This window comes from Pseudoalteromonas espejiana DSM 9414, assembly GCF_002221525.1.
GTDB classification, from domain to species: domain Bacteria; phylum Pseudomonadota; class Gammaproteobacteria; order Enterobacterales; family Alteromonadaceae; genus Pseudoalteromonas; species Pseudoalteromonas espejiana.
The window spans coordinates 3,686,945-3,699,578 of sequence record NZ_CP011028.1 but is presented as its reverse complement, the minus strand read 5'-3'; the positions used below and the strand labels follow the sequence as shown (position 1 = coordinate 3,699,578).

The 12,634-nt window shown below is 35.3% G+C and carries 16 protein-coding genes and 1 pseudogene; 15 read left to right on the top strand and 2 right to left on the bottom strand.

Annotation, left to right across the window (positions count from 1 at the left end):
- The first annotated feature begins 194 nt into the window (after positions 1 to 194).
- Positions 195 to 695, top strand: a complete 501-nt coding sequence (locus tag PESP_RS16765; RefSeq protein ID WP_089349038.1) for a hypothetical protein — start codon at positions 195 to 197, stop codon at positions 693 to 695.
- 500 nt (positions 696 to 1,195) lie between these two features.
- Here PESP_RS16765 and PESP_RS16760 read toward each other — a convergent pair whose 3' ends face one another.
- On the bottom strand, positions 1,196 to 1,564 hold the full coding sequence (locus tag PESP_RS16760) for an IS3 family transposase (RefSeq protein WP_164504440.1): 369 nt from the start codon (positions 1,562 to 1,564) through the stop codon (positions 1,196 to 1,198).
- A 122-nt stretch (positions 1,565 to 1,686) separates the two neighbouring features.
- Positions 1,687 to 1,866 (bottom strand): annotated as a pseudogene (locus PESP_RS20765) (transposase); the annotation flags it as partial.
- 471 nt (positions 1,867 to 2,337) lie between these two features.
- On the opposite strand from PESP_RS20765, the gene PESP_RS16750 reads away from it, so the two are divergent.
- The 14 genes from PESP_RS16750 to PESP_RS20485 all read left to right on the top strand — a co-directional run bounded on the left by PESP_RS16750 (position 2,338) and on the right by PESP_RS20485 (position 12,256).
- Positions 2,338 to 2,679, top strand: a complete 342-nt coding sequence (locus tag PESP_RS16750) for a hypothetical protein (protein WP_089349036.1) — start codon at positions 2,338 to 2,340, stop codon at positions 2,677 to 2,679.
- A 2-nt stretch (positions 2,680 to 2,681) separates the two neighbouring features.
- On the top strand, positions 2,682 to 3,926 hold the full coding sequence (locus tag PESP_RS16745; RefSeq protein WP_089349035.1) for an HlyD family secretion protein: 1,245 nt from the start codon (positions 2,682 to 2,684) through the stop codon (positions 3,924 to 3,926).
- Positions 3,926 to 6,139, top strand: coding sequence for a peptidase domain-containing ABC transporter (locus PESP_RS16740; protein WP_089349200.1), 2,214 nt, complete (start codon positions 3,926 to 3,928; stop codon positions 6,137 to 6,139). Before PESP_RS16745 ends, PESP_RS16740 begins: the two co-directional genes overlap by 1 nt.
- Positions 6,140 to 6,252: 113 nt before the next feature.
- A complete protein-coding gene (locus PESP_RS20520) occupies positions 6,253 to 6,483 on the top strand; it encodes a hypothetical protein (RefSeq protein WP_164504439.1) in 231 nt (76 codons plus the stop codon).
- 560 nt (positions 6,484 to 7,043) lie between these two features.
- A complete protein-coding gene (locus PESP_RS20710; protein WP_281255072.1) occupies positions 7,044 to 7,169 on the top strand; it encodes a hypothetical protein in 126 nt (41 codons plus the stop codon).
- A 34-nt stretch (positions 7,170 to 7,203) separates the two neighbouring features.
- Complete coding sequence (locus PESP_RS20705) at positions 7,204 to 7,332, top strand: hypothetical protein (protein WP_281255071.1); 129 nt, start codon at positions 7,204 to 7,206, stop codon at positions 7,330 to 7,332.
- 1,504 nt (positions 7,333 to 8,836) lie between these two features.
- Positions 8,837 to 9,010: a hypothetical protein gene (locus PESP_RS20515; RefSeq protein WP_164504438.1), complete on the top strand. Its 174-nt coding sequence runs from the start codon at positions 8,837 to 8,839 to the stop codon at positions 9,008 to 9,010.
- 13 nt (positions 9,011 to 9,023) lie between these two features.
- Complete coding sequence (locus PESP_RS16735; protein WP_089349034.1) at positions 9,024 to 9,941, top strand: ATP-grasp domain-containing protein; 918 nt, start codon at positions 9,024 to 9,026, stop codon at positions 9,939 to 9,941.
- A 253-nt stretch (positions 9,942 to 10,194) separates the two neighbouring features.
- Positions 10,195 to 10,368, top strand: a complete 174-nt coding sequence (locus PESP_RS20510; protein ID WP_164504437.1) for a hypothetical protein — start codon at positions 10,195 to 10,197, stop codon at positions 10,366 to 10,368.
- A 114-nt stretch (positions 10,369 to 10,482) separates the two neighbouring features.
- On the top strand, positions 10,483 to 10,656 hold the full coding sequence (locus PESP_RS20505) for a hypothetical protein (protein WP_164504436.1): 174 nt from the start codon (positions 10,483 to 10,485) through the stop codon (positions 10,654 to 10,656).
- Between the two features lie 114 nt (positions 10,657 to 10,770).
- Positions 10,771 to 10,944, top strand: coding sequence for a hypothetical protein (locus PESP_RS20500; protein WP_164504435.1), 174 nt, complete (start codon positions 10,771 to 10,773; stop codon positions 10,942 to 10,944).
- Positions 10,945 to 11,393: 449 nt separating this feature from the next.
- On the top strand, positions 11,394 to 11,570 hold the full coding sequence (locus tag PESP_RS20495; RefSeq protein WP_164504434.1) for a hypothetical protein: 177 nt from the start codon (positions 11,394 to 11,396) through the stop codon (positions 11,568 to 11,570).
- Positions 11,571 to 11,587: 17 nt separating this feature from the next.
- Positions 11,588 to 11,755 carry a hypothetical protein gene (locus PESP_RS20490; protein ID WP_164504433.1) on the top strand — a complete coding sequence of 56 codons (168 nt, stop codon included), beginning with the start codon at positions 11,588 to 11,590 and terminating at the stop codon, positions 11,753 to 11,755.
- A 354-nt stretch (positions 11,756 to 12,109) separates the two neighbouring features.
- Positions 12,110 to 12,256: a hypothetical protein gene (locus tag PESP_RS20485; RefSeq protein WP_164504432.1), complete on the top strand. Its 147-nt coding sequence runs from the start codon at positions 12,110 to 12,112 to the stop codon at positions 12,254 to 12,256.
- Positions 12,257 to 12,634 lie beyond the last annotated feature (378 nt).

The following is a 12,634-nucleotide window of genomic DNA, read 5'->3' as shown; positions in this document are numbered from 1 at the left end:
ATTAATAAAATGAATCTATTTTTAAAGAAAAAAAAGCTCAAGGTTTTAAGATCTAATACGTTTGATAGTCGTAACGCTATAGACATGAAACAAACAAAGCTTATAAACGGCGCATCACCTTCTAGCATACCTCTCCCAGATATCATAGGGCCTGATGTAGGCTTTCAAAAGATTAGCAACTAAAGGCGGTGGGCTTGTTTACAATCAATTTATTCTTAGCTGTTACCTTTTCAGCTACGTTGAATATAAATACTCCTGAGATTCAGGAATATTTATATTCTCGAGAGCAAGGAGAGATTCTAGAGATTTATGTTAGCAAAGGCGATAAGGTAAAAAAGCAAGATCCATTAATATTGTATATTGCCGCGAAAGAGGAAAAATATCTCAACTCAACTTTCGACGGAATAATAACTTATAGTTCTGAATTTGGGAGCAAAAGCTTCTTTAGGCAGGGGGAATTATTATTCAAAATCAAAAGTAAAGCTGTCTATGCTGTATTATCATCACTAAGTACCTCTAACTTTGAATCTTTTTTAAAGGTGGGCACTTTAATATGCTCGGAAGAGTATAATTCTCCCTTCGAGGTTTTCAGGGTTAATAATAAGACAATTTTAGTATCAATGAAATTAAACTCAGACGTTTTGCAAAAGCATGTAACTTCAGAAATTTCAACGTTTTATATTTGTAATCAATAAAATAGAACTATTAAAAACTTCTAACTGATGGACTTCCAGCTTTCACTAGACTGTTTTAAATCAGAATATTACACTAGCTTCAAACTTAACAGGTAATAAGCCACCTGTGAGAATGGCGTTTTTTGGGGTTGTAAGACATTTCTATAAAATTAAATATCTCAGCTTTCGAATCTTCTCGTATCGAGTATAACTTACGCTTAATTGTTCGTTTTTTAATCGTCGCAATAAAGCTTCCAGCAACCGCATTATCATGACAATTCCCTGCGCTACTCATTGAAGGCACAAGGTTATGTTCCTTCATGAATGCGCGATAATCAGCGCTACCGTATTGACTAATTTGATCACTATACTATGCATCACTACTTCACTACTTCTCACTACTACTTCACTACTTCACTACTTCACTACTTCACTACTTCACTACTTCACTACTTCACTACTTCACTACTTCACTACTTCACTCTTCGGTTGACGTTGATATACAGCCATCAACAGTGCGTTTATAACAAGGTGTTTATCCATATGTTATCCATTGGCCACCCCATAATACGTCTAGAGAATAAATCCATTCCTGTTGCTACATATAAAAAACCTTCATAAGTTCCCATGTAAGAAATGTCGCTCACCCACGATTGGTTCGGCGCAGCTGGGTTAAATTTGCGTGCTAATAAGTTATCTACAATCCGTGATGCTTTACCGCCTTTAATATGGCTACGCTTATACACAATTTGCGCTTTAAGCTTATGTTGTCGCATAATCTTAGCAACTCGATTTACGCAGCATTGCTCATCAGCTTCTTGCAAGTCAGCATGTATCCAAGAGCTACCATACGTGCCGCCATTGGTTACATAAAATGTTTGACCATACACAAACAACCACTATGATGCAGCTTAAAAGCCGGCACATCGTAGTGATGGAAAACTCATTTTGGTGTTCTCGAATGAAGCCGTACTTTACTAGGGGTTGCTGGCAAAGTGCTTTATGGCCTTTTTTAAATGTTCCGTACCTCCGTGACACGCTTTAACTCAGCCTCTAATTTAGCGATCTTCAACTTTTCATCTGATGATTGAATGGATTTAGTTTGATCTGTTAACTGGCTCCGCCAGTGATATAAAGTTTTGGTACAAATATCTAATCGTTCAGTGACTTCTGCAACTGAATATCCACGCTCAGTAACTTGTTTATTGCCGCTTCTTTAAGCTCTGGGGTATAACGCTTGCCTTTGCTCTTAAAACACCTCTTTTCGAAGTTACAATGTAACTCATTGGGTGTCTAGCAAACTATGGGAAGTCCACTTAGTGTTTGCTTTTTTTAAGACATTACTTATTTGAATTTACAATATATCTTAACCGATGGCTTATTAACTATGTCACTACAATTTCATATAGCGTAAAGAACATAGTAAATAAAAAAATGAATGCAACTCAAAAAAATAATACCTCTAAGTTAATAAAACAAATCTAGTCACTATTTCGACCTTACCCGAAAGTAATGTTTTTAGTTATAGTCTTGTTTTTATTTGTTTTTATTTGTTATTTTCTGATTTGCTAAATTAAAAAATAACTGTAAATATAAATCTCATCAAATCAGAGGGGACTATGAAAAAGCCCTCTTTAGAAAGTTAAATAATTTGGAGTTTACTATGACGCTTAATGAATATTTTAGTAGTTACTATGCATTAATCTGCGATGGTAGTTTAGATGAACTAGAGAATTACTTTTGTTCTGGCTCCCCTTTATTTAATGCAACCAAGCAACAGTTTGAAACACTAAGGAAGCAATTTGATTTTAAATTCACTTTGCAAAATGTTGCACTAATTGCAAAACAAGACGACCTATTAGTTGTAAGAGATGTAGTTAATTTTAAAGCCGAGATAGATGGCAATGATATAGATAAAGTGTCGAGCAATTTACATTCGCTAGTAAAAGAGTCTGGTGAATGGAAATTACATTGTAGTACACCGCTACCTGAGGCAATGGTGTAAATATGTCTGATTTATTTCGTAAAGAAGCGATTGACCATCAAGGGCAAAAACTTGACGGTGAAGTAACTATAGCAACGCATATGTCTTTTACATGGATACTCGGACTAATTTTAGGGATTGTGATTATTGGTTTTACATATCTTGTTTTAGGTGAATATCACCGAAAAGAGGTTGTTTCTGGCTATTTGCGACCAACGACTGGTTTATCTAAAGTTTACCCTTTAACAACAGGGGTCGTTGAAGAGATTTTTGTGGAAGAAGGCCAACATGTCACCAAAGGGCAACTGTTAGCGCGGATCAGGATGGAAAGGTTACTTTCCTCTGGTAACGATATTAATGATGTAATCGTAAGTGAATTAACTAAGCAAAAGCAGTTTTTAAATGAAAACTTACAAAATCAAAAATTATTAGCTGAAGTCAGTATTCAGAAACTGGAATCTCAAATAGCGAGTACGACTTTTCAAGTGGCGCAGTCTAAAAAACAACTGACATTATTAAATAAACGAGTTGTTTTAAGTAAAAAAAGAGTTACTGATACTGAGTCGCTTATAGAAAAGCAATTTGCTTCTAACGCCGATTTAGAAACGGTAAAAGATAATTACTTTTCTATTCAGCAACAAGCAGAAGATTTAGAAGCCCAGTTACTTTCACAAAAAGAATTACTAAGTCAGTATCGATTTGAATTAATACAAATGCCGATGAACCAGCAAGAAGTTGAATCGCAAATACGCTCTCAATTAGCTGACATAAATCAGCAAATTAGCCAGGCTGAATCACAAGGAAGTTATGATGTGAGAAGTCAGCGTAGCGGTCGCATCAGTAACTTATTAGTTAAACCTGGGATGATGGCGCAATCAAATTATCCATTAATGGCAGTGTTACCAGAAGACACAAAATTAGAAGCTGTTCTTTTTGTACCCACAAGGGCATATGGGTTTGTGCAGAAAGGGCAAAGTACACGCATTCGTTATCAGGCATTTCCGTATCAACGCTTTGGTATTTATGACGGAGTAATAAAAAGTGTTTCTAAGTCAATACTTTTACCAAACGAGACGGCTTTACCAGTGTCGCTCCAAGAGCCAATGTATCAAGTGGTTGTAGAGCTAACGAATCAAAATGCACAAGCTTATGGAGCTTCAGTTCCTTTGCAAGCAGGTATGTTACTCGAAGCAGACATTATGGTAGATAGTCGTTCACTCTTTGAGTGGTTATTTGAGCCAATATATAGCATTAAGGGAGCAGTATGATGGAAAACCCAATGCATTTATTAAAATTTAGCGGAACAAAACGTCTCCCAGTAATTTTACAAACAGAAGCTGCGGAGTGTGGGTTAGCAAGTATAGCAATGGTTGCCGCTTATTATGGTTACAAAACAGACTTAACTAGTTTACGTCAAGAGCATGAAATATCTTTGAAGGGTGCAAACCTTGAAGAGCTAATGCAAATTGCAGATAAATTAAAGTTAAGCACACGAGCACTAAGGTTAGATTTAGAACATTTATCACAGCTTAAAACACCCTGTATTTTACATTGGGATATGAATCACTTTGTGGTTCTGAAAAAGGTAACTAAAAAGTCAATAGAGATACATGATCCAGGTTTAGGCGAACGAAAATATACAATGGAGGAGTTCTCTAAACATTTTACAGGTGTTGCGTTAGAGCTTAGTCCAACTGAAGAGTTTAAATCTGAAGATTCGCGGGTGAACTTAAAATTATCTGACTTTTGGAGCAAAGTAACAGGCTTAAAATCAACGCTAGGTAAAGTATTTGTTTTATCACTATTACTACAAGCATTTGCAATAGCGAGTCCTTATTACATGCAGTTAGTAGTAGATGAGGTGATTCTGAGTTTTGACAAAAATTTACTCGCTATATTGGCTATTGGTTTTGGGTTGTTGATGGCGATAGAAATGGTGACAGGTGCAGTTAGAAGCATTTTATTACTACACTTTGGTAACTTGATGAGTATACAGCTCGGGGCAAACTTATTTCATCATTTAGTCAGACTACCTTTGCAGTATTTTGAAAAGCGACATATTGGTGATGTTGTCTCTCGGTTCGGTTCACTGCAACAGGTGAAAGAACTTTTAACTAAAGGTGTGATTGAAGCGGTTATTGATGGTGTTATGGCTATTGCGACACTCATTATGATCTTTTTATATAGCCCAAAGCTGAGCGTTATCGTGTTAATTGCAATAGCTATTTATGCCGTATTCAGAATTGCAATGTACCGTCCACTTCGCCAAATGTCAGAAGAGGTGATTGTTAATCAGGCAAAAGAGCAATCTAACTTTATGGAAACAGTGAGGGGTATTCAAACCATTAAGCTTTTTGGTCGAGAAGTGCAAAGGCAAAGTGTGTGGCATAACAAATATGCAGATAGCTTGAACTCAGGCATACGAGTAGGTCATTTAAACATAGGCTACGAAGCGTTTAATAAAGTTATTTTTGGCCTTGAAAATGTTCTAGTTATTTACTTTGCAGCCATGCTGGTCATGGAAGGTGATTTAACGGTCGGTATGTTGTTTGCCTTTATGGCTTATAAACGCCAATTTGTAGAAAAAATGGCGAGCTTAATCGAAAAAATAATCGAATTTAAAATGCTTAGTCTTCATTTTAACCGCCTAGCTGATATTTCTTTAACTGAGAAAGAGCAAGATATTCAAGGGAAAATGAGCGGTAAAAAAATCAGTGGTGATATAGAGCTTAAAGGCATTAATTACCGATATAACAAAAAAGAAGCACAGGTATTTAAACACCTAGACCTATCAATTAAAGCCGGAGAGTCAGTCGCCATTATTGGCCCGTCGGGTTGCGGTAAAACCACGCTTGCAAAGTTAATGCTTGGATTGTTTGAACCCGACGAAGGAAAAATTGAGGTAGACGGTGTTGATATTAGACAGCTAGGACTTGGTCAATATAGAACGCAGATTGCAGCTGTAATGCAGGACGACCAGCTTCTATCAGGATCAATAGCAGACAATATATCGTTTTTTGACCCAGAGCTCGATATGCAACAAGTTGAATGGGCAGCCAAAATTGCGGCTATAGATAACGATATTTTACAAATGACAATGGGCTACAACACACTCGTTGGTGACATGGGGGCTGCATTATCGGGCGGACAAATACAGCGTTTATTACTAGCAAGAGCTTTGTACAGAAAACCTAAAATTCTATTTATGGATGAAGCAACAAGTAACTTAGACACAAAGCTAGAGTTTTCAGTAAACGAAGCCGTTAAAAATTTAGATGTGACACGCATTATTATTGCACATAGGCCTGAAACAATAGCCAGTGCAGATAGAGTTATAGAGCTTAGATATGGTGAAGCAATAGAAGTAGATAAGCCAGATTTAGGTTCAAGAACTAAAGCTATAAAGAAAATAAATAGCTTAAATATTGAAAATGAAGAGTTTACAGACACAAGTTCAGACGGAAGTTTTTTAATAAGTTAATTAATAAAAAAGGAGAAATAAATGAATGAGTTAAACCTAAATGAAATGAAAAGTGTAAACGGCGGTCGCTTTATTGGCCTTTTTGAAGGGGTTTTCCCATTACCAGGAGACAAGTGCAAAATATTGCCTTAATAACTCTAAAGTTAGAGTTGAAAGTAAGTGAAGTGGTCTGTGTAAAGTCTCACTTATATTTAAGAATCATAGCAACTAAAACTAATAAAAAGGAAACATATATGCAAGAGTTAAAAAGAGTAGACATCCAAGAAGTCAATGGCGGAATAGACCCCGTTACGGCAATTTTTTTAGCTGGTGTAGTTTACGGTTTTTTCACAAGCTTAAACTAAAAAGATATTTTAATTAAATATAAGGAAAAGAAATGAAAGAGTTAAATGAAAACCAGGTACAAGATGTTAATGGTGGCGTAAATGTATTAGAAGCTGCTTGGGATGCAGGTGTTGCAGTTGGTCAATGGTTAGCATCACTCATAAAATAATAAGGAAACAGTTATGCAAGAGTTAAAAAGAGTAGAAATTCAAGAAGTCAATGGCGGTATAGATCCAGTAACCGCAGTTTTTCTGGCTGGTGTTGTCTACGGATTTTTCACAAGTTTATAAATAATAAGGGAAATAAAATGAAAGAGTTAAATGAAAATCAGGTACAAGATGTTAATGGTGGCGTAAATGTATTAGAAGCTGCTTGGGATGCAGGTGTTGCAGTTGGTCAATGGTTAGCATCACTCATAAAATAATAAGGAAACAGTTATGCAAGAGTTAAAAAGAGTAGACATCCAAGAAGTAAATGGCGGGATAGACCCCGTTACGGCAATTTTTTTAGCTGGTGTAGTATACGGCTTTTTCACAAGCTTAAACTAAAAAGATATTTTAATTAAATATAAGGAAAAGAAATGAAAGAGATTACATTATTAGCGTCTGTATGTGGTGGAAGTGTGAAAACTAATGCAGCTATTGCAATGGAGATATGCAAAGATGGTGTTAAGTCGGTAAGTAACGATGGTTTTGTTTGTAAGTAAGAAATAGAAATTGAATTAATAAAAAGGAAAGAAAATGAAAGAAATTACATTATTGGGGTTTGTAAGTGGTGGAAGCGTGAAAACCAATGCCATTATTGCAACGGAGGTTTGTGGAGAAGGAAATGTTCAATCAGTAAGTAATGGTGGCTTTGTTTGTAAGTAACAAGTTAGAGCTTTATTAATAAAAGGAAGTGCATATGAAAAAGCTAGACCAGCACAAGATACAAGCTGTTGCGGATGATGAAATTGAACTAAGGAAACCTGCAATAACAGTTTGTGAACCTATTATTATATTCTAAAAACTTATTACTAATCTTAGTAAGGAGTTCATAGCAAATATTTATATTTCTTTGAAATTTAAAAATTAGCTGTTGATGAAGAAGCTCCGATGCATCCAGATAATAAAGGTTTTAATCGATAGTATGAGCTCTCTTGGCGGAGAAGTAATATTAATTTATTGCGAGAAATAAGATGAATAAGGAGCAGGTATGCTCCTTTTTTTTTGCCCTCAAAAACTGCGAGTTTTAATATACAAACAAAGGGCAGGTGACCCCCATTTTTAACGACGACTAGCTGTTGAGTTTTTTATTGGTGTTATATCACCTAAGCCCTGGTATGGTAATGGTTCCTAATATTTAACCTTGTTTAGGTAGTGTGATATCCAAGCTTTGGCTACAATCAAAGCTTTTTATACAGTGGTTCGATTGAGCTTAGACTCTTCTATTGAGAGACTGTTAACAAGTAATAGCGCTGTATAAATTCCAAGTATTAAACTCTGATTGCTAATAGACTCTCAAGCCAAATAGCTGAGCTTATTGCCGGCGCTTACTATTGCTTATCTATTTGCTTTAAATTGTTTAGGGGCTTTCATTAACAGGTTACTATCGCTTTCTATCGGGGTAATAATTTATTAGGCCATACTCTTCTATAGTTATCATATTGGTTACTTCGGTTTTCCGTTGGTAAGCGGGCATACATTTATATTTTGAGCCAGGGATTGTTGATTTATTTATAAAATAGATCCTTTTTATGGTGATATATTAAATCTCTCTTCAGTCACTCCTTACTAAATAACTTAAAATGACAGAATAATTCAAAACCTTTCCCTTTAGCAGGTCTTTTAGCACTTTATTGATATTGCGGTTTTTATTCTAAGCTTGATTCAATTTGTGATTTTACTGCTAATTACTATTCAAGACTTTAAATAATAGTTTTCATGAGAATGCCTATTGAATTTGCTAATTAAGTTTTCGATAAAACCCTTTTACGAATTTTCCTTATACCTATAAAAAGCGTTTACTTAATTCATGAACAGCCATTTCCTGAACTTTAAACATTGCTACTCTGGACTTCCGATAGTTGAAAAGGCCCTGCTTAATTTATCAGCTAATTAAATAATATACAGCTCTTATCAAAATGGTTATTTCATATGTAGGTCATAAAATGAACTTACAAAAGGATAATATTTTTAATTAAGCTGTTGATTTTTATTTATTTTAATTGTCTATCTGACTTTTGCTAAATTTATAAAAAACGCTCATTATTAATCCCGTCGAAAACATAGAGCGACATGAGTTTGAATTATAAACCAGTAATTGGCTGATTTTATATGCATATTTGAAAGCGTAGTTGTTACAGCCACTAATAACAAAATAGGAACAATAAAAATGGCTAAGTACTTCCAATCAGAATACGAACTAGAACGTTTTTTAGATAAGCAAATTGCAGCCGACTGTATTGACAGTTATTTAGATTCAGACGGTGTTATGAGTAATAGCTGTCAAATATTCAATATCGCGGAAAGCGACATAAGTAATTTAGATTATTACACACTTTATTAATAGGGTTTAGTAAATGGCTTATATTGTTATTGGGCAGTTACATGATGAGCATGCCTTAAAAATACTTAATAAATTAAAAGCGAGAAATGTAGACGCATATTTGCTACAGACGCATGACTTTCCTCGCAAAGTAAAGTTTAGTTTTTCACCTAATGATGGCGATGGTAGTTTAACTTTAAGTTGTGGCACGCTTATCAATTTAAGTGATATTAAAGCCGTGTTTTGGCGTAGCTTCTCGGGCGTGTCCGATGAAGAGACTCGAGCCACTTTTATGACTGAGCAGGGTATTTCTGCAAAGGATAGCATGGCCTGCTTAAGAACTTGGTTTTACTTAAAAAATGGCACTAAGTGGGTTAATGGCTGGGAGGCTTTTCAGCATCATCAAGAAAAACCGTATCAGTTACAAAAAATAAAAAATTTGGGCGTTAAAATTCCTCAAACCTATGTTGGTAACAACATAGAAGATATAAAGCTTGCATATAAAAATTTAGATCAAAGTATTTTTAAACCTGTTTTTGGTGGCGCGCATACTGAAATTTTAACAGAGTCTCACTTTGAGGCTGGAAGAGTTGAAGCGGCGTTGGCTAAATCTCCCATTACAGTACAAGAGTTTATTGCCGGCACTAATATACGAACCTATGTAGTAGGTGAGCGTGTTATATCAATAGAGCTAAAAAGTGAGTTGGCTGATTTTAGAGTAGATGATGATGCAAAACTGGTAGTGATTGATACTCCTGAGTTAATAAAGAGCCAAGCAAAACAGATTGCTGAGGAGTTATACCTTAATTGGACTGCTATAGATTGGCGTAGGAACGAAAGCGGCGAGTATTATTTTTTAGAAGCAAACCCTTCTCCCATGTTTATTGGTTTTGAAAAACAATCAGGCATTTCAATGTCCGATTATATTGTTGATTACATGTTAGAGCATTAGTAATTAATAAAGCGGAGAATATATATGAAAGAGTTAGGTATTGTTGAAATGGAAGCCGTTAATGGTGGATTGGGTTGGGACGAAAATGGTAATTGGGTAGATAGCTTGCAAGCTATCCGAAAATTTTTCCCTTAATTTTTAAGTAGGTTAAACAGAAATATTAGTTTTTACTGTTACGTGAATTCTTGGCGGAGTGTCACGTAATAAACACGGCAATAATGCCATTAACGAGAGAGTAAATAAGGAAAAGAAAATGCATCCATTTTCATTAAAAAAAACACAAAATGAGCAAGTTGTCGGCGGTAAAGGTGACTTCAATGTAACCCTCGCTTTAAAAGAGACTGGTGGTCCAGATGGTCCTATCACTATGGCTATTCCAGAAGATGGTAACGATCCACGCCCATTTCCACCTGAAGAGTGGATGTAAGTAAAAACTCTATAGATAAAAGTAAGCTTTAACGTTACGTGAATTCTTGGCGGAGTATCACGTAATAAACACGGCAATAATGCCATTAACGAGAAAGTATATAAGGAAAAGAAAATGCATCCATTTTCATTAGAAAAAACACAAAATGAGCAAGTTGTTGGCGGTAAAGGTGACTTCAATGTAACCCTCGCTTTAAAAGAGACCGGTGGCCCATTTGATCCGATCACTATGGCAATCCCAGAGGATGGTAACGACCCCCGTCCATTTCCACCTGAAGAGTGGATGTAAGTAAAAACTTTATAGGCAAAGGTAAGTTTTAACATTACGTGGGTTCTTGGCGGAGTATCACGTAATAAACACGGCAATAAAGCCATTAACGAGAAAGTAAATAAGGAAGAGAAAGTGCACCCATTTTCATTAGAAAAAAAACAAAATGAGCAAGTTGTAGGCGGTAAAAGCGACTTCTATGTAACCCTCGCCCTAAAAGAAACAGGTGGTCCAGATGATCCGATTACTATGGCTATCCCAGAAGATGGTAACGATCCACGCCCATTCCCACCTGAAGAGTGGATGTAAGGCTCTTTAAACTCGGGGTGTAGTGGCCCGAAGTATAAGTAAAAATTTATTTTAATAAACAATCTAAGGCTAAAAATGATTCAGTTAAGAAATAAAGAAACAATATCTGCTATTTCAGGTGGTGTACGTATGGATGAAAATGGTAATGGTTGTATTCCTCCACTTATTAATTTTCCTCCATTTATTATTAAGTGATAGTAGTAAAGATGGTTGAACAGAAAAAGTAGATAAAATTTTTGGTGGCGTAAAAATGGACGAAAATGGCCAGGGCTGTATTCGCATGCCACCTATGATCGTTATTGGTACATCACCATTTTAGGTAATGCATTGGTAAAGTATTTAGCTTTAATAAACTTTAAATACGATCTGATTAACTAATAACAAGTTAATTATTTAAGAAATAAGATTATAACAATTTGATTTATATAAAATATAGAGGATGTGATTATATGCGAGAATTAAACGTACAAGAAATTCAACATGCCAATGGCGGAGTGGTTTTCTTAATTCCACCAGCTGTAGGTGGTGCATTAAAAGTGGCTGGGTTCGTTGGTGCAGCAATTGGTGGTATTGGGGCCGGCTCATTCGCAACTAATCGTTTAGTTTCTTTAATGAAGCGACTTTAATAGAAAGGATAGTAAAAATGTATGAATTAATAAAGGAAGACTTTAATGAAGTAGCCGGTGGGGCATCTAAATACTCGCGTACGGCAACAGCAGCTTTACGGTTTATTTCAGTTGGTGCGCGCTTCGGTGGTCCAGCAGGTTTGGCTGTAGGTATTGGTATCGAACTTTATCTTCAATTACGTTAAGCCACTAAATATAGTTAGCATCAGCAAACTTTGAAAAGTTTCTGATGTTAACTGATTATAAGCCCATTTTTTTGTAGAAAAGTGAGCTTATAATCAAACCTTTTTAAAAACATCAAACATAAAAAGTAAGTACCAAAAAATTCAAGGTGTTAATAAAGGTATAGTTTCCTACCTCTGCCAGCTATAGGTGGTGCACTAAGGTTGTTGGGTTCATTGGTGCTGTAACTGGTAGTATTAGGGGCGTTTATGTGTAGCTATTAGTTAATACTGCGGCTTTAACCAAAATCTTTTTGTAATAATCGGACGGCAAAGGATTAAGTTGCCTAAAAATAACAACCTAAAATATGGAAAATCATGGAATCTGAAGAAACAATTGAAAAAAATACAAATTATTTTAAAGTGGGATGTTTGATTGTGGGTTTCATTTTAGCCGCTATATTAGGCATATCCATAGGGTCATCTTTAGTTGATACCCTTATAAGCTTATTTGAAAGGCTTTAATTTTTACTAAACAATATCTATTCTGAACGCACTTATGTTAAATGGATTGTTATTATGGGAATAAGTTACTCTTGTTTTGGACTATAACGTTTTTTAAAAAGAGGTCATTAGCATAAGGTAAATAAAGAATCACCTATTTTTGATAATTTTTAAAATGGTTAGCGATAGGTTTTGAATGTATTTATCTTTACAAAAATTAGATACAGCGGTGAATAACCAATTGCTTCTGTAATCTAACACAGAAGTTACTGATAATAAAAAGTTGGTTGGTAATGCACTAACTTAGGTACTATATTTTGAAAGTGGATCTTCACTAAACCGCATAAAACTCAATGTTACTCAAAGCAATACTTAAAGGTAAACTCTGTTTTAGTAAGT